Source organism: Brucella lupini (genome assembly GCF_002252535.1).
In the GTDB taxonomy this organism is placed as follows: Bacteria; Pseudomonadota; Alphaproteobacteria; order Rhizobiales; family Rhizobiaceae; genus Brucella; species Brucella anthropi.
On sequence record NZ_NNRN01000019.1, the window covers coordinates 1 to 19729 of the forward strand.

Here is a 19729-nt window from a genome sequence, read left to right on the forward strand (position 1 = left end):
CGGGGCCAACCGGTCGCCTTGAGAAAGCCGGTAAAGGGCGTCGAGCCCGCTCCTTTCAACGTCGTTGCCGATCCTTCATGAACCGCAGCTCCATATCCGCGACCATGCCAAGGATCGTGATAACGAGCTGTCCGCCATCTCCGGCCGTTGAGACTTGCGGCTCAAGAACCCGCAGTGACGCACCCTTGCAGTCCAGTTCGTGGAGCCGATTGAGCACGTCGCGCGTTGATCGCCCGAGGATGTCGAGACGTAAAACGACAAGCTCGTCACCCGTGCGGAGAAACTGGAGAACGGTTTCCAGTTCAGTGCGCCCGTCTCGCAATGCGCCAAAGACTGTTTCGGATTGAATAATTTCGCAACCCGCTGCCTTGAGGCGCTCGAGCTGACGCGAGCATAACTTACGCGGATCATTGAGAGATCGCGTCAGGTCGGCAGGCTGTTTTGATCCTTCTCACGATCAAGCGCCACTATGGTGTCGGCTATTGCCGCCACCGCCTGATCATGGGTTATCAGCAATATCCCCCGGCTGACGGACAGCGACCTGATCAAGTTCAAAATCTCAGCCTTCGTTCTTTCGTCCAGTGCAGAGGTGGCTTCGTCAAAAATGAGTATGTCCGCGTCGCGATAAATCGCTCTTGCTATCGCCAGCCGTTGGCGTTCGCCGCCTGATAGTTTGAAACCCCGCTCCCCTATTTCGGTGTCGTAACCATCAGGGAGGCCCAAAACAAGATCGGCAATTTCGGCTGCTCTGACGGCTGCTTCCATCTTCCTCTGATCGGGGTTGGACGAAAGGCTGATATTGAAACCAAGGCTTTCGCGAAACATTACCGCATCCTGCGGGACGACGGCGATCTTTCGACGAAGTTCAAGACCGTTGAGCTCGTTGATATCCACGCCATTGGCGCGGATATTGCCTTCGCTTAGGGGCAACGACTTCAAAACGAGACGGACTAGCGTTGATTTTCCGCTGCCAGATTTCCCAAGCAAAGCAGTAATCTTGCCTTTTTCGACCCGCAAGCTGGCATTACGGAGCGCCCATCGACCATCAGGATATTTGTAGCTCACTTTGTCGATGTCAATCGCCGAGAGAGCATCAACTGGACCGAGAGAACGCTGATCCGCATCCCTATCCTCAGCAAAAACTTCCAGAAACCGTTTAACAGATTCAAAGGACTGCCTGGTGTCACGGTACGAAAAACTAAATCCTTCCATCGTTCGGAAAAGCTGCAATATGTAGGTGTTCGTCAGGACGAGAGCGCCGACGGACAACTCGCCTAATACAGCCCGCGTAGCTGACAGCCACAGGGCGGCAGCAAATCCACAAAGCAGAACGGCAGATAGGGTGATGCCAAGAAAGCCGCGACTGAAGTAGAATTTTCGGAAGCGCAGATGAACATCATGCAATCGTTCGCGATATGATCTGACGATCTCATCTTCGATGACAAGTGTCTTTATCCCTTCGGCGTTCAATATTGCATCGCCGGCCGCGCCTTGGGCCTCAATCGAGACATTCAACGCCATTTTTAGTCGTCTGCTCGCCCATTCGGCACCAATGACAAGTGTGAGAACGTAGAACACAATCGTAGCGAGGATTATTGCGGATATGTCAGCATCAACAAATGTGAAGACAGCGGCCGATGTGATGAGGATTTCAAATATTAGCGGAGAAAGCTGGGTAAACACCATTCCGCTGAGTGTTTGAATCCCGGCCAGACCTTGGCCGACAATTGAATCAAGTCGCCCCATCGAGCGGTTGACATGAAAGCTGACCGGAAGATTCAGCAAATGCTGAAGGTAGGTTTCACGGACCGAATTTAGTATTCGGTTCTCGGCGGGCTGATAGATGAGCCAGCGCTGCTCGGTAAGGAATTTGGAGATGCCGAGCGCGATTAGGGAGAGCAGGACAAAAATCAACGCTCCCGAAGTTACCGTGCTTTCCGACGAGAGCGCGTCAACGGCTTTTGAAAAAAGAACCGGCGAGATCGCCAGCAGGACGCTAGCAAGGAAAGAAAGCACAATGCTCAGAAACAGGAACACGAATATCGTTCGGCTGCTTTGAAGCGCCACAATGGAACGCAACAATGCCTTGGCCGCCGCTTTCTGATCGACTTGCCCTGGAGATTCATCGAAGCCTGATAAACTAGCCGACGGCCGCTGAGCGATATTCATTGCCAACCAATCCTTCAGCAATTTCAACGATAGGATCTCCAATGGGGGCTCGCGCTTCAAGGACCCGCGAAAGCGCCTTGCTGTGATGGATCAGGCACTGCCGCAATTCGGAGCTCGCGATCAGATCGGCGATTCCTTTTTCCAATTGCGCGACGTCTTGCGGATCATCGATCTTCAGGACGTTGACCCGATCCACGAGTTGGCTTCCAAAATACACCTTCTCATAGATTTCCCCACTGAGGATTAAGGGGGATCCGCAGGCTATTACCTCGCGCGGGACTTGTGGAGTGTGAAATGTTATTGGGAAACGATTTTCCAGAAACGCCACCGCCGAGCACGACCGGATAAATCCTGGCACCCGCCATGGAGCTACTGGCGGCAAGACAATGGAGCGGCCTCGCATGTTCTGTCTTTCGGACAGATATTTGAACGCATGGGCGAACCTCTTTGGCGTCGCGCTCCATAATGCCCGATAAGATACCTTGATCCCCTTGCTTGCGAGAGCGTCGATTGCGTCGATGAGGTTGTAAGTGCCTTTAACTTCCGCGATTTTCCCATATGAGCCGATCGCAGGGTCATCACTTTCCAGGCCTGCGCGATTCCATGCGATCAGCTTTTGATAGGTGTCGTCATCGAAGCCGTAATTCGAGAACCACTCCTCCGACCGGGCGACGAGCTCGGGCAAGTCGAAAACTTGTGAAGGATCGCAAAACGATCTGTGCAGGGCCCTACCCTTGGCCCTGAATACGGCATCGTCCCTGACGCCGGCTTGTTTCAAAATAGTCTCGGTTTGGGCGCTCTTTCCCGTTATCACGGCCGCGGCCTCCGATAGAAATGCATCATATGCGATGCCCAGGGTTGAGACATTCCGCAGTCGGCCCAGATCGCTACCTGCATGCCGCAGAACTACCGGGACATTATACATCCTTCCGAGCAATGATGCCGCGACGCCGTAAGGTTCGAAGTACCAGCCGATGATTATATCAGGGACTTTGCGCTTGATGCTTTCAAGGCCCGCACCAAGCATCTGGGTTAAAAACGGAGGCGCCCAGGGGATATATGATTGGGTTGGAATGCTCTCGACATTATGAATTGTGCCGCCTCGCTGCTGAAAGACTTCTATCTCGTCGTCAGCTTCCATTGTCATCTGGCGAAACCCATATTCCATCGCCTCCGCATTGGTGATGACGTCGATGGAGTGTCCGGCGTCCAGAAAGTCACAGGCGGCTAGCCACGTGCTGCGAGAAACTCCCCCTTGAATGGGTGGAATTTTTCCAAAAAGAAGAACATGCATTTGAAACCTCCTCAGCCGATCCACCTCGGCTATCCGCCCGAGGTGGACTTTCGGCGAATGCATCGGCGATTAATGGACGGTGCAGCTCTGGCCGGAGCAACTATTGCAACCGCTGCACCCTCTGCAGGCTACCGATTCCGGGTCGCCGTCGGGCCGCGGCCAGTAGGCGGCAGGAGCCGGCTCGTTGAACACCTCCTCGTAGTCAGTAAGAAAGGCGAGGTAGTGCTCGAAGGTTCCTTCTGACATCTGGCCTTCGACCTCCGGCACATGGTGCAGGAACCGGCCCGCCACGGCATCGCAGAAAGCGGCATATTCTCGAGTGAAGATGACGAAGGTATGCCACAGTTCGTCGACTGCGCCGGTCATTCCGTAGAATTTACCGTGCTGTGTCGCTGTCCCGCAAAGCGCGAGAAAGCGCAACATTTCGCGTCGATGATCCTTCGCGATCTCCATCGAAAGCCCTTCTTCCTTGCAATAGCGAGCAAGGATCGGCTCAAGAGCGAAGCTCTCGGCAACTTTGGTCCGCCGACGAGCGTCTTTGATAAAGTCGGGGATGGTTGAAGCATATCCGACTGTTTGCTTTGTCGCCGCATCGGCGTCAGCAGGTTGCATTCCAGCCGGGGCGCTGGCGACAGCATTGCGGTCTTCGATCGCTTCTTGAAGCATCGTTTCATCTCCTAATTTGTTCAACTCGATGGGGTCGTCAGTGTACGGTGCAGGAGCCTCCGCCACCGCAGCTACTGCAGGCGCTGCAACCCTTACAGGCGACCGACTCTGGATCGCCCTCGGGCCGCGGCCAGTAGGCGGCAGGAGCCGGCTCATTGAACACCGCCTCGTAGTCGGCGAGGAAGGCGAGGTAATGCTCGAAGGTGTTTGCGGACATCTGGCCCTCGACCTCCGGCACGTGATGCAGGAACCTCCCCGCCACGGCATCGCAGAAAGCAGCATATTCACGGGTGAAGATGACGAAGGTATGCCAAAGTTCGTCGACAGCGCCGGTCATCCCGTAGAATTTGCCGTGCTGTGTCGCTGTCCCGCAAAGCGCGAGAAAGCGCAACATTTCGCGTCGATGATCCTTCGCGATCTCCATCGAAAGCCCTTCTTCCTTGCAATAGCGGGCGAGGATCGGTTCGAGCGTGAAGCGATCTGCCATTTCGGCGCGCCGCCTTGCATCTTCGACGTAACCGGGAACAACCTGTGCATGGCCGCTGGCGATTGCTCCGGAACTGACTTTCTCCGGGGAGGTAACGGTTGATGGGGGTGGCATGGCAACAGCCTGCTCGCCCGGGATTTGCGTCTGGGTCATATCTTTCCTCCTTTTCACTGACCTTTTCAGTGGCTAGGAGATTTTGACACACGATTCTCAGAGGAAGAAGCGCCATCCCTATATTTTAATGAAATTAAACAAATATAATCATGATATAATTGTATTATATACTTGGCTCTTCCGGGTGTTTTCTACAAATAAGTGGTATCTATCTTTCAGTTTGGAAATATTGGCCCTTTGAAAATCTCTGTTTGTTCTGTATATCTTTGCGTACTCGCGATTTATAACCATCGCCTTCATGTCGCGGATATATTCCGCGATCAAAGCGATATCGTCCCTCAGTTGAAAAGTTTGGAATCGAAAGGGCCGGGTGCGCCTCAGCTCTCTAAGAAAGCAACCATAGAAGTGCTCCCTCAGCAGTCGAGACGCAAAAAGCTCCAAAGCTTCATCAACAGATCTAGCCGTAATGTTTTCGTCTTCGGCGATGCTCATGATAATTTCATCATCGGGTAGATTGTCTGCCGGCTTCGTTGCTATATTTATTCTCAAATTGAGCTGATAGATGTGGTAAATTATGTCATAACTGTCGACCAGCGTATTCAAGCTAATCAGGGAGGGCATAAAGCCTCTCGATCTGTTGTATTCCACCAGGTCTTCCGCCGAGAGACGGATTAACGCTTCTCTGACTGGAAGCGCGCTAACTTTATGGAATGTGGCTAAGCTCTGAATGTGGATGAACGAGTTTGCTGGAAGTCTGCCATCGAAGATTTGCTCTCTAATGGAGAGATACACATGATGGTCAGCGCTATTCAACCCGATCCCCTTTCCAGGTCCAAGGATTGCAAAGAGCGTTCAGCGATGGTCGAAGCTCACAATATGGGAGCTGGACACAAGATTTATATGCCGAACTACGCTGAAATTCAATTCCTTGTTTGTGTCGGGATAGCTGCCTAAACTTTAGCGTTATTTTTCAGCCGATGCGATGAGAGCACGATGCTTCTCACCATTTCGTTCCGTTGGGGTCTCGCATCAACATACAAGGAGCTACGGTTCCATCTCTTTTGTTTGATTCACGCTCTCGAAATTGCAATCTTGTTACGTTGCGGGATCGCCATTCGTTGCGGTAGCGGGATGGAATGGTAGTGTTTCGACCTCTGACACGCGGTGACCTTCTGGAGCTCCGAGGACGTTCGCCGATCGGGAGTTGCGACGCTGATTATCATTTTCCGAGGCCGACTTGGGCTGACCTACCGATTGCTGTTGTTGCAAATCTACCTATTCTGCGACTTGCAATAGCACTAAAACAAATGTCGCTCAAAACGAGGATTTTGCGGCGATTGCACACAAGACAGGTTCATGCGTCCATTCAACATTATTATCGCGGCCCTGGCCCTTTCACTTCTTCCAGTCGGGGCCAACGCTCAAACAACTCGACAGCAATTCACTGTGCCGACAGCCAGCGGCGCGGTTCTGGTCGAGAGCGTCGGAGGTTGCGCGAGCGCAATCTGCCCGGCCGTTCTGATCTTGAGCGGCAGCAGAGGGTTTGGAGCACCCGTTTATGACGAGATCGGCCAGACGTTCCGGGCGGCGGGCTTGAATCCCTACTTGGTTCATGTCCTGTCTCCGACCGACGTCGACGCCATCGCGAAAGCGGGCAGCGCGCGAGGGCGCATCGCCTATTATGCGCAGCGGTTGCCGGACTGGATTTCCGCCGTTCAAGGTGTAGCCGCCCATCTTGAGGGGCAATCGCGCCACGGCGGTAAGATCGGCGTTCTTGGAATCTCCCTTGGCGCGCAAATTGCTTCTGCGGCTTCGGCCGGGCGAAGCGACATTGACGCTCTGGTGCTGGTCGATGGCGGTTTCCCGAATGGCTATTCGCAGCCTGTCCGCTCATTGCCGCCCCTCCTTTTGATTTGGGGCAACGCCGACCAGACTTTTCCCGTGTCGATCGGCCGGGAGCTGCAAAGGTCGGCGCAGCAGCTTGGCGGGCCAGTTACGCTTGACGTTTATGAGGGCGGCGCGCACGACTTTTTCTTGAGATCGGGAACCCGGAACGCTAGCGCAGCTCACCAGCGCGCGGCCCATTTTCTGCTGTCGCATTTGTCGCGATAATCCCTAAGGTCCGCGAGGAAATCCTAGGCGTTAAATCACTAAGGAAATTTCCGTCGGAAAACTCAGACAAAAAAGTCGGAGCTTGTGACCAAGGCGTGCGGGCGCCAGCTATAGGAAGTCAGTCTTCCAGACGGTGGCGTAGTCGATAACCCCTTGCACGTTTTTGCCGGGCAAGGGCGAGGAAGAGGTCGACGGCGTCTTCTTCCCGGTCGAAATGGTGCTTCTTACTCTGCCCATTTTTTCCGATGCGCCCCCACGAGCGTACCAGGCACGCCTCTCCAAACAATGTCGTCGTAATTTCCAGCGTATAGTACCGCGCCATGTTTTTCGTGGCGTCGACGCGTTCAATATGAAGACGATAGGGCTGCGTGATCATGATCGCAGAATCCGAAATTCTTCACTTCGCGTCCAATGAGAGTTTTGAATCGAAAGAGCGCAAGTGATTCATTTCGTTGACGTGATCTGGGCGAGACGCCGCGGGCGCACGGCTCTAGCCGCATTGCGGCCCGAAGCCGCAAGCGGTCTCGCCCATTCGGGTGACGATCCTCTCGCCGAGTGCAAAGCACTTGCCAAACTAGCAGCCGACCGCCAAGCTCGGCGGGCAACAGGGGTTTTGACGGAATGACAGACGTAGACGATCTTCGCGATCTGGAAATTCGCATGCACGGCCTGGAACGGGCCGATGTCGTCTACACGCTCTATTATGATGAGACCAACAATCATCGAAAGCTGCATTTCACCGCGAACGGCTTGAATGTCAAAGATCCTGGCTGTTTCGTGCTGGCGGGTGTGGCAATCCCCGGCGGCGTTGCCGTACCGGACATTGAGGAGTTAAGGCGTGTTCTCTACCTGCAACCGACGACCGCAGAGATCAAGCTCACCCACGTGGCCAAGGGGGACTTCATTCAGGTCTTGCGCTCCCAACGTCTTGGTGACTTTCTCGACTGGATTGAGGCAAAAGGCCTCTTCATCCACTACCAATGCCTCGACCAACTCTACTGGTCGATCGTCGATATCGTCGACAGCGCGATTTCGGCAGCGGACCGGTTCGACTTGGCTCCCGTCCTCCCGCCATTGAAGGATATGTTGAACATCGCGCTCCGCCGCGACTTCAACACCACGCTGTCACTGTTTCGAGCCTTCAATTACCCGGCCATCGATCCGAAGGAAGGACCGCGATTTTACGAAGCCCTGAGAACAATCCTTCAGCGACAGGCTCGCCATCTCCATCCTGTTTATGGTCAGATGCTGGATGGTCTTTTTGAAGCAGCTGCCGAAGGCGACGAGTTTCCATTCATCGAAGGCACGCCGGAAGACGGACATGTTCTCATCGAAGGTTTTGACATCTTCTTCCGTCATCGCCTGACGATCCTGGGAAAGTCCGACCATGTCCTCGATGTAGAAGAGGTGGTGCGCGAGAAGTTTCAGTCGTTCCCTCTTCCTTCCAATATTACGTTTCGATTTTCCGATTCCAAGCTTGAGCCCATGATACAACTGTCGGATATCACCGCCGGTCTGCTGGGAAAATTCTTCAATTATCTCGTTCTCACCGACACGGCCAAGATCCGAAATGATGTGACTGCTCTCGATGAACGGCAAAAGTCGAACCTCGCAAAACTTGGCGCTCATCTCGCGCGCGCAGCAGCGGAGAACAGGGCGTTGGCACACCGCGTTATGAGTCTGACGGATATGGCGAAGTCGGACCTGCTGTTTCCCTAGCATGGATGCGCGGACTATCCGCCACCTCCATGGCATTTCTTGTATTTCTTTCCTGAACCACAGGGGCAAGGCTCGTTTCGGCCAATTCGCGTCCGTTGGCCTTGCGGGGCATTGTTGGTGATGGAGTCTCGAAAGGCCGCCATGCGCTGCTGGAGATTATCGGGAAGCTGCAGCTGGGGCGGAGGCCCGAAGCGCTTTAACTGCGCGATAATGCGCCGTTGCTCGGTGAGTTCGGCCCGTCCTTGTGGGGAGAGACCGGCTTCGTACGGCGCCAGTCTCTCCATTTCCAAGTCGGCCCGGGGAAAGTCGCCACAATAGGCGAGCACAACCGCGTAGTGCGAGCGAACCGGAATCATGTAGCTTGCGAGTTTCAGTTCCAGCAAATTGGGCAGAAGATTTGTTTCAATTATCTCACGCGCACCAATATAGTCATGTCTGTTCATAAACTCGTCGACGAGGTCCTGGCCGACCCGGATCAACGATTCGGGCGAGTTCGCCATCGCATAAAATTTTATGGCGTGCAGGCGAGCGAAGGGCGAGATCTGACCCTGCGCCGTCTTGATTTTTGCCAGAAGATCCAGGCAGTCGGCGAGGTGCTTGATGTCGTCCTCGACAGTAGGCGTCTTGGTCAGGAGGGGATATAGCTGCGGAGGGTTGAGACCGACAACCGTCTCCGGCCTGATGCCCAGCAGTTTGAAATATTCGTCCATAACCTGCAGGATCTGAGATTCTGCAACGTCGTATTCGCCCAGAAAGAACATTGAAGATGCGACGTTGTAACGAAAGATCCGGCTGTGGGCGGGTGTGTTTCGAAGGCCAGCCCGCACGCTGTTCATCAATCTTTTCGCGCCTTCCGCATCTCCCTCCTGCGCAAGAAGTGTCATTTCCTTCATTCCCACAGCCAAGCGCTCGTCACCACCAAGCTCGAACTGCTCAGTCAGGCGCTTCATCTCGTCTATGTGTTTTCGAGGGTTGCCTGTGTGTTTGCGCATTTCGTTGAAAACGATGCCATCCAGTGCCCAGAACCTGGACTCAGCGTCAACATCGTCAGCGAATGCCGCTGCCATCAGATGCGGCTCGATGATTGGCCACAAGCCCATTTCGTGAAAGACTTCATCGGTTCCGAACTGCACGAGCGTCTTTATCTCGCCCGCCTCGCCCAGCATCCGGATGTAAAGTGCGACCTTTCTGTATTCCCATCGCTTCCGGATCGAACCTGCGAGAACATCCTTAAGCGCCACGCGGGCGGTGTGAGCTTTGACATCGCCCAGTTCCTGGAGCCGGCTACGGCCCACGAGTCTCGCCGCATCGTGGGCCTTGAGCGCATCACTTCCGAACGTCTGCACCAAACCTGCTGTCCGCAGGCGCCGGAGGCTGGCGGCAAGTTCTGTCGGGTTCGTGCCGAACACGGCGTTGGCGTAAGCCGCAACCTCGTCACGGGACAATGCAATGTCGCTCAGGCTGAGAATTGCCAGCAGACGGCCTGCCGTCTCTGGAAGAGCGTCGATTACGTGAGCAAGAATGAATTCTTGCGCCGTCTCGACTGTGTGGACAAGACCTGCCAGCTTGTTGCAGAATTCTGCGAGCGATCCCGCATGTTCTGTTCTCGCGATCTCGACGGCGTTCTGAATGTAGAGCGGCAGTCCTCCAGTCTGGTCGAGCAGCATCTGGCAGGATGCCGGATCTGCGACACACGAATTTGATGCAGCTTCCGCCGCGATCGTATCCACCGACCAACCTACAAGCGTTTCTTCGCCGATCTGAAGGAGCGCGGCGAGTTCCTGTGTGTTCCGGCCGGGCTGGCCAAGAAGAACAAAACCGAACCCCTTTGCCGCGCGAATGCATGCCGCCACATCAGCCGCCGGCGGCTTGTGTGCATTGTCAAAAACGATCGTGACGGGCTCGTCGGCTGTCTGCTCCCTTCCGATCGACTGAAGGATCTCCGCGCCGGACGCGCCGGGCAGAAGCACCTCACCCAGGCCTCCGCTCTCCTGATAGATTCGGGCGGCAACTTCTCGTGCAAGCCCCGCAGCCAGGCCTCCCCCTGGAATGTCCTGCGCGTCGAAATAGATGAATGTGCCTGCCGTATGCAGGGCCGCATTCGCTGCCCACGATGTTTTGCCCGAACCGGAATATCCCGTAATCATTCTGATCGGTCCATGCCCCGTCAGAGATGGCTCGTCTTCCTGCTCGCGGTATGGGCTCGGAGGGGCTGGAAAGTCCTGAAGCTGGATCACCAACTGCTCGAAGAGTTTCGGCAGCTCGGTGGAGCGGAACTGGTGATCGGTTCTTGGTGGCTGGCCTGCCGCTGCGAGCGTGACGACTCCGGCAAGCTTCCACATCAGCGTGTCAGGTGTCAGAACCGCAAATGGCAGCCGTTCGGCCAAGGCTCTGACATGGTCGGCCATGTCGATCACATTCGGCCTTGGCCAGGGGAGCACATTGTCGGACCGGGATCGCCCGTCCGGCCACTCGATCGTGACATCAGCTGGCCAGCCCGGGTCGTTCATCTGTTCGATCAGCGAAGGTCGCGGTGGTGCGCTGCTTGCAATGACAAAACGCGCGGATCCGGCGCGCGTGCCGTCCTCATGCAGGGCACGATAGGAAGCAAAGCGATCCATCGCATCCGAAATATCCGACCAGCCCAGGATATCCGCGCGGAGCTTAACTTGCACATAGATGTGGCCTGTGTCGGACAGGATCTCCAGATCCTCATCGCTCTCGACCAGCACAGACGAAACCTTGAACTCGGCGGCGCGCAGAAGAACCGCTGCAACATAAAGATGCTGATACAAAAAACCGCGATGCGTCGCTTCGATGCGGCCGAGCTGGACCGCGTCGACAACAGTTGGGCCCGTTTCTCCATTACGTTTCGTCATGTGCTTCCCCCCGTTGCCACGCCGCCTCAAACCAGTAGCGCATATGCCGGGTCTCGGACAGCAGGACTATCGCCAAGGGCCAAATGGGGCGACCGACTTTAACCTTCGGTTCGCTCGCACCAGCTTTGCCGCGGCCCTCCCCATGGGCGGGCTAGGCCTTCATCGATCAAGATATCGCCGATGGACCGTCCTGCCCTTGTGACAAGGCGAAGTCTTCGTCCGTATTGATCCTCATCCCGGTCTACCGTCGCTAATGAAAAACTGCCTTGATTGAGAAGTGATAGAAGACGCTGCTTGGCTGCTTCACCATTCTCCCGTTCGTAAGGGCAACGGGGCGGGCTCAGTTCAGGCGCGTCGATATCCGCGATCCTGATTTTCTGGCGCTGAAACCAGAACGTATCTCCGTCGACCACGCAGCTCACGCGTCGCCCTTCTCCGCAAATCGTGAAGGTGGCAGACATGCTGTCTGAAGAGCGCGTCTGCGCTTCACCCCGCGCGGCGATCGTTCCGAAGATCATCGCCAAGGTAACCGCGAACACAGCATTGGTTACGTTCCTGGTCATTACTCTTGATCTGCCTGGCGTTGATCGAACACCCCATGCGGCAAAGCAGCCGGACGATGGAAAGGGTTTTGCATTACACAGGTTTTCATATCGTTCCGCCGAAACCAGATCGCCCGACCGCACCGCAATGGCGCATTGCCGGCAGTGAATACGATCTGCTCGTCGGCGCGCATTCTCAAGACCTCGTGCGGCTGGATGAGAGGCCGTGATGCGAGTTGCTTCGAACGCGTCCGCGATGAGCCGCGCGACTGAAAACTGCGGCTGACCTGGTCAATCTCGACCGTGGTCGTGCCGCAGCGACGCGAAATGTAATCGGCCGTCTCGGGGTCGTTGATCGCTGCAAACGAGATCCAGCTGGCGCTCTCGAACCACTTGCTTGACGCATCGCGTCCGCCATATGTTTCGCGCAGCTGGCCAATCGACTGGTAGATCATGGTGAGGGTGATACCGTATTTCCGGCCGGCATCGCGGGCCGTTTCAAGCACCCGCATGTAGCCGAGCCTTGCGGCCTCATCAAGGAGGAACAATGTTCGGCTCTTCATAGCACCATTGCGGTTGTAGATAGCGTTGAGGAACGAGCCGATCACAACGCGTGCCAGGCCGGCATGCGTCTCCAAGGTCTTGAGGTCGATGTTTATGAAGACGTCCGTATCGCCGTTCGCCAGAGCATCGGTTGAAAAGTTGGAGCCGGACACTAACGCGCCGAAATTCGTGTAGCTCAGCCAGTGCGTCTCTTTGATCGCGTTCGCATAAACGCCAGAGAAGGTTTCAGGTGTCATGTTCACGAATGCCGCGACATTCTCCTTCACGAAGTCGGAGGCGGAATTGTCGTAAATCTCCTGCAGCCGGGCACGCAGCTTCGGCTCCGGCTCGGACAGGTTGGCTCTGACCTGCCGCAATGTCTGGTCCTTTTCATCCGTATGACCGGAGAGGCAGACGTCGGCGATCATCGCCGTCAACAGTTGGAGACCGGATGCACGGAAAAAATCATCGCGAACACCTGTCGCGCGGCCGCTATCACTCATGATCCAGGATGCGACAGCCGCAATATCCTCTTCCCGGGTGCCGCCGTGGCGGCCGATCCAATCAAGTGCGTTGAATCCGGAACCGGCAATCTTCGGGTCGAGCACGATCACGCGCCGACCTGACTTGCGCCGGTGATCCATGACCATCGGCGCCACCTCGTTCGACGGGTCGAGCACGACAAGTGAGCCGCCCCATTTGAGCGCGGTCGGCACAGTCACCGAAGTGGTCTTGAAGCCACCAGACCCGGCAAACACGATCCCGTGCGACGAACCAAAGGAACCGTCGAAGCACAGAAGAGGCGCCGACCCGCCTCTGCCCCAGGTGGCCGGCTCGGCCGCACGGAAAGAGACGGCGGCCGGACTATCGCGGTCAACGCGATATCGTTCGCCGATGACGATGCCACCCGTTTCAGGAAGCAGTTTTTCCGCTTCCTGCATCGACATCCAGTCAGCCTCCCCATGGAGCGCGCGTCTCCCCCGAATGCGCTTCGGTTCGCTCCGCGCAAAAGCGGCGTTCCCCATTCTGACGACGCGCAGCGCAAAGAATGTTGCGAGGATCGCAAGCCCCCCGCCCAGGACTGTCGACGGGTCCGCATAGGACATCGCTGACTGTCCTGCGGGCACCTGACTTGCAAAGCTCAGCAGCCGCGCTCCCTCCCTGAACGCCCCGACAAGAACGACGCCCAGCCCCCCGGTGGCCACGCTCCATCCTGCGGTCCTGATGTCGATCGATCCCCTCGCTCCGAACAAGAAGATGACACCGCAAGCAGCCGCGAGCGCATAAGGTAGCGCAAGTCCGATCCGGCCAAGCATTACCTGCCCCTCGCTGGTCGTGCCGAAACCCGCAACCCAGTGCTCGATACCTGGTACTGCGAAGACAACAGCAAGCATCGCGACGGCGGGAGCGGCGGCGAGGAAGATCTTTTTAGGCGTCATCAGTGAAAGCCTTTGCTCCGATCTCCGTCAGGCGAGACCGCTCCCCCTCGTCCGCCTTGATCCGTTGGCCAGCGTCGATCAACAGGCCAAGCAGAAGCGCTCTCTTCTCGTATCGCAAGCCCGCCTTGACGATCAGTCCGCCAAGCTCGATCTTCTCCCGCGCGTCTTTTTTTCGGGCTTCGACTGTGGTCATCCGCTGCATCCGTTCAGCCCTCAGAAGACTGGCCCGCAGCATCGCCAGTGCCGTTCGGCGGCGTGGCGGGACCTTTTCGCCCGTGAGCGGATTTCGTCTCGCGCCGAAACCGCGCCGCTACCTCTTCGAGCGCTGCAACAAGCTCCCCCTCCTCGACCTCGATCTCGCCAAGGCCCGCGCGCAAGGCGATACGGCCGATGCGTTCGGCGTCGCGCGTTTCTGCCAGCTTGAGCTGCTCCTGCAGGCGCGCGATTTCTTCACGGATTTTCGCTGTAGGCTTTTTCATAGGCGTTCGCTTCCTCTCAACTGCTGGTCTGATGAGGCCGAAGCCTGCACCAAGTCTTCTTCCGCTGGAAAGGTGCAATTTTGCACCTCGCCAAAGCGTCAGCTTTTGGCGAATGATCCCGCCGTTCCGAAGGAGCGGATCAAAGGGCGCAATTATACGTCGCTGCCGCGACGTGCTGTTGAAGATGCCCCGGCGGGGCCGCGCCTCTGAGAGAACGCCTTGATTTTACTCGCGATAAAAAGGACTTCGCGCCGTGGCCGTTCCGCATTTCTCAGTCAGCATCGTCGCACGCGGCTCGGGCCGCAGTGCCGTGCTGTCGGCGGCTTATCGGCACTGCGCCAAGATGGAGTTCGAGCGCGAAGCACGGACGATCGACTACACCCGCAAGCTTGGCCTCATCCACGAGGAGTTCGTCATTCCCGAGGATGCTCCAGCATGGGTGCGGGCGATGATTGCGGACCGATCGATATCGGGCGCCTCCGAAGTGTTCTGGAACAAGGTCGAGGCTTTTGAGAAACGTGCTGATGCGCAGCTCGCCAAGGACGTCACGATCGCTCTCCCGATCGAACTTACCGCGGACCAGAACATCGCCCTTGTCCGCGATTTCGTCGAACGGCATGTCACCGCCAAGGGCATGGTCGCCGACTGGGTTTTCCACGACGCGCCCGGCAATCCGCATATCCACCTGATGACAACACTGCGGCCCCTGACGGAAGATGGTTTCGGAGCTAAAAAGGTGGCGGTTATCGGGCCGGATGGCAAGCCGGTTCGAAACGACGCCGGCAAGATCGTTTACGAACTTTGGGCCGGCAGTGCCGACGATTTCAACGTGTTTCGGGACGGATGGTTCGCCTGCCATAACCGGCATCTGGCGCTTGCCGGAATGGACATCCGCATAGACGGGCGCTCCTTCGAAAAGCAGGGTATCGAGCTCACGCCGACGATTCATCTCGGCGTCGGAACCAAAGCGATCGAACGGAAAGCGCAGGATGCCAAGATCGGCCTTGCCTTGGAACGGCTTGAGCTGCAGGAGGAGCGGCGGGCGCAGAACGCCCGGCGGATTCAACGCCATCCAGAGATCGTGCTCGACCTGGTCACACGAGAAAAAAGCGTCTTCGACGAACGCGATATCGCCAAGATCCTCTATCGCTATATCGACGATGTCGCGCTTTTTCAAACCCTGATGGTGCGGATCCTGCAAAGCCCGCAGACGCTCCGGCTGGATCGCGAGCGCATGGACCTCGTGACGGGTGTGAAAGCACCGGCAAAATACACGACGCGCGAGCTGATCCGGATCGAAGCCGAGATGGCAAACCGGGCGATCTGGCTGTCGCAGCGCTCGTCTCACCGCGTCAGGGACCTGGTTCTCAAGTCCGTCTTCGCCCGCCATGAGCGCCTGTCGGACGAGCAGAGAACAGCGATCGAGCATGTGGCAGGACACGAGAGGATCGCGGCTGTGATCGGTCGCGCAGGTGCGGGCAAGACGACGATGATGAAGGCGGCCCGCGAGGCCTGGGAAAGCGCCGGTTATCGCGTCGTCGGCGGTGCCCTCGCCGGAAAGGCGGCCGAAGGACTTTCGAGCGAAGCGGGGATTGCCTCGCGCACCTTATCGTCCTGGCAATTGCGCTGGAGCCAAGGTCGCAGCCAACTCGACGACAGAACCGTCTTCGTCCTCGACGAGGCCGGAATGGTTTCGTCCCGGCAGATGGCGCTCTTCGTTGAAGTTGCAACAAAGGCCGGCGCGAAGCTTGTCCTGGTCGGAGATCCAGAACAGCTCCAGCCGATCGAAGCGGGTGCGGCCTTCCGCGCGATCGCCGACCGCATCGGTTACGCCGAACTGGAGACCATCTATCGCCAGCGCGAGCGATGGATGCGCGACGCGTCACTCGATCTCGCCCGAGGCAGGGTCGGAAAAGCGGTCGATGCCTATCGCGCCAATGGAAAGCTGATGGGCTCAGAGCTGAAGACGGATGCCGTCATCAATTTGATCTCCGACTGGAGCCGCGATTACGATCCGACCAAGTCTTCACTAATCCTTGCCCATCTGCGTCGCGATATCCGGATGCTGAACCAGCTGGCACGGGGGAAACTGGTCGACAGGGGGATTATTGATATCGGCCACTCGTTCAAAACTGCGGACGGGAACCGAAATTTTGCCGCCGGTGATCAGGTCGTATTCCTCAAGAATGAGGGTTCGCTTGGCGTCAAGAATGGCATGTTGGCGAAAGTCGTGGATGCCGCCCCGGGTCGCCTCGTCGTGCAGATCGGTGGTGCTGGAAACCCTCGGCTGGTCACCGTCGAGCAGCGCTTCTACAACAACATCGATCATGGCTATGCCACGACCGTCCACAAAAGCCAGGGCGCCACCGTCGATCACGTCAAGGTGCTAGCTTCCCTCTCGCTTGATCGTCATCTGACCTATGTGGCGATGACGCGCCACCGCGAGGATCTCGCAGTCTATTATGGGCGGAGATCCTTCGCCAAGGCTGGCGGTCTCGTGCCGATCCTGTCCCGCTCCAATGCGAAGGAAACGACGCTGGACTATGCCGCTGGCCGGTTCTACGCCCAGGCGCTTCGCTTTGCCGAAGCCCGCGGTCTCCACCTCGTCAATATCGCCCGCACGATCGCGCACGACCAGCTCCGATGGACCATTCGCCAATCGTCGAGGCTCGCCGAGCTTGGCGTTCGTCTTGCTGCTGTGGCCGCCAAACTCGGTTTGGGGACAACAAAGCTCGACCCATCCACCTCAGCCGCGATCAAGGAGGGAAAGCCCATGGTGTCCGGTACGACGATCTTCCCGCATTCGATCGGTCAGGCGATCGAAGACAAGCTTTCAGCCGACCCTGCCCTGAAGGCGGATTGGCAAGAGGTCTCCGCGCGCTTCCATCATATCTATGCCGACCCGCAGGCAGCGTTCAAAGCAGTCAACGTCGACGCCATGCTGGTCGATGGGGCCGCCGCGAAGGCAACGATCATCAAGATCGCCGAGCAGCCTGAAAGCTTCGGATCGCTGAAAGGAAAGACCGGCTTGTTTGCCGGCCGCGCCGATCGACAGGCGCGAGACAACGCCCTCATCAATGCTCCCGCGCTTGCCCGCGATCTTGAGAGTTTTATTTCAAAGCGGTCGGAAGCCGCAACCCGATACGAAGCCGAGGAACGGGCTCTTCGCAGCAAGCTCTCGCTCGATATTCCTGCCTTGTCTGCCTCGGCGCACCAGGTTCTCGAGCGGGTGCGCGATGCAATCGATCGAAACGACCTGCCAGCCGGCCTCGAATACGCCCTTGCCGATAAAATGGTAAAAGCTGAACTGGAAGGGTTCGCCAAGATCGTGGCGGAGCGCTTTGGGGAGCGAGCCTTCCTTCCTCTTGCTGCCAAGACCGCTGACGGAAAAGCGTTCAAATCTTTGTCCGTGGGGATGCAGCAAGCGCAAAAGAGCGAGCTTAGATCAGCCTGGGACACAATGCGGACGGTTCAGCAACTCGCCGCCCACGAGCGATCGGCCGTCGCCTTGAAGCATGCGGAAACGCTTCGCCAGACCCAGTCAAAGGGGCTGTCGCTGAAATGATCGAAACCACGACTTACCAACGTCAACAACGTGGGGCTCTCCTCCTCCTTGCTGCGTTCGCGGGCTTCATACTCATCGTGTCTGTGGGCGGGCTCGCCGGCCGGCTGCGGGTTAACACCACGCCAAGCGAGCCGCTTGGAATCTGGCGAATCGTGTTGCTTGATCGTGCCGCTCAGGTCGGCGACACCGTATTCGTTTGCCTTCCCACAACCGCAACCGTCATGGACGGGAAGACCAGAGGCTATCTGCGACCAGGGCTATGTCCGGGTGGCTTCGGCCCGCTGATCAAAACCATCATAGCTGTTGGCGGCCAGCAGGTTGATGTCGCCTCCGGCGTGAGCGTGGATGGACGCGTCATTCCCTCGTCGCGACCTCTAGCCCGCGACGGTCGAGGCCGTCCGCTACGACCGTATGAAGGCGGCGTGGTTCCGGCCCGCTCGATCTTTCTCCATTCGGCTTTCTCAGGGTCCTGGGACTCGCGATATTTCGGGCCGATTCCCGAAGAGGGCATTCTCGGTCTGGCGAGCGAGGTGCTGACCTTTGCGCCATGAATGCCAGCTCGCTCTCGCCCTCATCGTTGCGTCAGGAGCTGTCGGTTTCATCGCCTGGAGCGGCCAGGCCTCGGCACTTCCTTTGTCAGCGGCCTTTCCGCTAATCTGGTCATTGGCGCCAAGACGGCATTGCGCGGCAGCTGTATCCACAGCCTACTTCCTCGCCGCATCGCGCGGACTGCCACAGGGCGTCGCCGCATTCTACCAGTCGGATCTCTGGCCGGGTTTGATCCTTTGGATTGCCGCTTCCACCGGGTTCGTGTTTGTCCATACAGTCGTGTGGACGCCACACGCTGGGTGGCGGAGGGCCCTACGGTACTTCGCGGCCATATTGCTGATGGCTGTGCCCCCTTTCGGCATCGTCGGATGGGCCCATCCGATCACGGCCGCAGGCATCCTGTTCCCCGGGTGGGGCTGGGGCGGGCTTGTGTCAATGGCGGCCGGCCTCGTGATTATGTCGACACGATGCTGGCCAGCTGCGGCCTTCGCCTTCGCAGGCCTATGGCTTGGACCGGCTGCATTGGCGACAGACCGGGAAGATTGGCCCAAAAGCTGGCAAGCAGTCGACCTGCAGCTCGGTAGCAGTCTCGGCCGGGATGGAAGTCTTTCTCGCCATCGTGATCTCGCCGCGACAGTCTTCGATCAACACGTTTCCGGCCGTTCCATCGTGGTGTTGCCCGAGAGCGCACTAGGCTTATGGACATCCTCGGTGGATCGTTTGTGGCGCCAGCAGCTATCGGGAACCGGCCTTACAGTCGTCGCAGGCGCAGCGATGATCAACGCCGAAGGATACGACAATATCCTCGTACGGATCTCGGCCGAGAGCAGCGAAATTCTCTATCGTGAGCGAATGCCGGTCCCAGGCTCGATGTGGCAGCCGTGGCTTCCGCTGATCGGCAAAGGCAGCGGCGCCCGGGCACATTTCTTCGCAAATCCGGTGGCCGAGGTGCTCGGATATCGGGTTGCACCGCTCATTTGCTACGAGCAGCTGATCGTTTGGCCCGTTCTCCAGTCGATGTTGCACGATCCCGACCTCATAGTCGCGGTCGGAAACGGATGGTGGACCAAGGGGACAAGTATCGTCTCAATCCAACGCGCCAGCGCTGAGGCTTGGGCTCGCTTGTTCGGCAAGCCGCTCGTGATGTCTTTCAACACGTGATTTGGAGCAAA

Annotated in this window: 17 protein-coding genes; 5 read left to right on the forward strand and 12 right to left on the reverse strand. The window is 57.4% G+C overall.

Annotated elements, in window-relative coordinates:
• Nucleotides 1-55 precede the first annotated feature (55 nt).
• The 6 genes from CES86_RS01315 to CES86_RS01340 all read right to left on the reverse strand — a co-directional run bounded on the left by CES86_RS01315 (nt 56) and on the right by CES86_RS01340 (nt 5543).
• Entirely contained in the window at nt 56-427 is a 372-nt protein-coding gene (locus tag CES86_RS01315; RefSeq protein WP_137040062.1) for a recombinase family protein, read from the reverse strand.
• Nucleotides 424-2196 (reverse strand): ABC transporter ATP-binding protein, encoded by a 1773-nt coding sequence (locus CES86_RS01320; RefSeq protein WP_137040031.1) that lies wholly within the window; start codon nt 2194-2196, stop codon nt 424-426. Before CES86_RS01320 ends, CES86_RS01315 begins: the two co-directional genes overlap by 4 nt.
• The gene (locus CES86_RS01325) at nt 2141-3463 is read right to left on the reverse strand and encodes a glycosyltransferase family protein (protein ID WP_092938665.1); all 1323 of its coding nucleotides are present in this window, start codon (nt 3461-3463) and stop codon (nt 2141-2143) included. The genes CES86_RS01320 and CES86_RS01325 overlap by 56 nt, the downstream gene beginning before the upstream one ends.
• A 69-nt stretch (nt 3464-3532) precedes the next feature.
• The gene (locus CES86_RS01330; protein WP_080823875.1) at nt 3533-4129 is read right to left on the reverse strand and encodes a glycine-rich domain-containing protein; all 597 of its coding nucleotides are present in this window, start codon (nt 4127-4129) and stop codon (nt 3533-3535) included.
• 37 nt (nt 4130-4166) lie between these two features.
• Complete coding sequence (locus CES86_RS01335; RefSeq protein WP_080823876.1) at nt 4167-4769, reverse strand: glycine-rich domain-containing protein; 603 nt, start codon at nt 4767-4769, stop codon at nt 4167-4169.
• 108 nt (nt 4770-4877) lie between these two features.
• Nucleotides 4878-5543, reverse strand: coding sequence for a GntR family transcriptional regulator (locus tag CES86_RS01340; RefSeq protein ID WP_167378264.1), 666 nt, complete (start codon nt 5541-5543; stop codon nt 4878-4880).
• Nucleotides 5544-6176: 633 nt separating this feature from the next.
• On the opposite strand from CES86_RS01340, the gene CES86_RS01345 reads away from it, so the two are divergent.
• Nucleotides 6177-6842: a dienelactone hydrolase family protein gene (locus CES86_RS01345; protein WP_234899601.1), complete on the forward strand. Its 666-nt coding sequence runs from the start codon at nt 6177-6179 to the stop codon at nt 6840-6842.
• 118 nt (nt 6843-6960) lie between these two features.
• On the opposite strand, the gene CES86_RS01350 is transcribed toward CES86_RS01345, so the two are convergent.
• Nucleotides 6961-7218, reverse strand: a complete 258-nt coding sequence (locus CES86_RS01350; protein ID WP_080823879.1) for a WGR domain-containing protein — start codon at nt 7216-7218, stop codon at nt 6961-6963.
• 245 nt (nt 7219-7463) lie between these two features.
• On the opposite strand from CES86_RS01350, the gene CES86_RS01355 reads away from it, so the two are divergent.
• Nucleotides 7464-8561, forward strand: a complete 1098-nt coding sequence (locus CES86_RS01355; RefSeq protein WP_080823880.1) for a DUF3800 domain-containing protein — start codon at nt 7464-7466, stop codon at nt 8559-8561.
• Nucleotides 8562-8575: 14 nt separating this feature from the next.
• On the opposite strand, the gene CES86_RS01360 is transcribed toward CES86_RS01355, so the two are convergent.
• From CES86_RS01360 to traC, 5 genes are all read right to left on the reverse strand, one after another.
• Nucleotides 8576-11440, reverse strand: a complete 2865-nt coding sequence (locus CES86_RS01360) for an SEC-C metal-binding domain-containing protein (RefSeq protein ID WP_080823881.1) — start codon at nt 11438-11440, stop codon at nt 8576-8578.
• A 98-nt stretch (nt 11441-11538) separates the two neighbouring features.
• A complete protein-coding gene (locus CES86_RS01365; protein WP_234899600.1) occupies nt 11539-11958 on the reverse strand; it encodes a thermonuclease family protein in 420 nt (139 codons plus the stop codon).
• Nucleotides 11959-12002: 44 nt separating this feature from the next.
• The gene (gene traG / locus CES86_RS01370; protein ID WP_080823883.1) at nt 12003-13964 is read right to left on the reverse strand and encodes a Ti-type conjugative transfer system protein TraG; all 1962 of its coding nucleotides are present in this window, start codon (nt 13962-13964) and stop codon (nt 12003-12005) included.
• On the reverse strand, nt 13954-14166 hold the full coding sequence (gene traD, locus CES86_RS01375) for a type IV conjugative transfer system coupling protein TraD (RefSeq protein ID WP_080823884.1): 213 nt from the start codon (nt 14164-14166) through the stop codon (nt 13954-13956). Before traD ends, traG begins: the two co-directional genes overlap by 11 nt.
• 4 nt (nt 14167-14170) lie before the next feature.
• Entirely contained in the window at nt 14171-14443 is a 273-nt protein-coding gene (gene traC / locus CES86_RS01380) for a conjugal transfer protein TraC (RefSeq protein WP_003501743.1), read from the reverse strand.
• Between the two features lie 253 nt (nt 14444-14696).
• On the opposite strand from traC, the gene traA reads away from it, so the two are divergent.
• The 3 genes from traA to CES86_RS01395 are packed head-to-tail and all read left to right on the forward strand — an operon-like array spanning nt 14697 to nt 19718.
• Nucleotides 14697-18008: a Ti-type conjugative transfer relaxase TraA gene (gene traA / locus CES86_RS01385; protein WP_080823885.1), complete on the forward strand. Its 3312-nt coding sequence runs from the start codon at nt 14697-14699 to the stop codon at nt 18006-18008.
• On the forward strand, nt 18005-18559 hold the full coding sequence (gene traF / locus CES86_RS01390) for a conjugative transfer signal peptidase TraF (protein WP_080823886.1): 555 nt from the start codon (nt 18005-18007) through the stop codon (nt 18557-18559). Before traA ends, traF begins: the two co-directional genes overlap by 4 nt.
• Nucleotides 18549-19718 carry a conjugal transfer protein TraB gene (locus tag CES86_RS01395; protein WP_080823887.1) on the forward strand — a complete coding sequence of 390 codons (1170 nt, stop codon included), beginning with the start codon at nt 18549-18551 and terminating at the stop codon, nt 19716-19718. Before traF ends, CES86_RS01395 begins: the two co-directional genes overlap by 11 nt.
• The last annotated feature ends 11 nt before the right edge of the window (nt 19719-19729 follow it).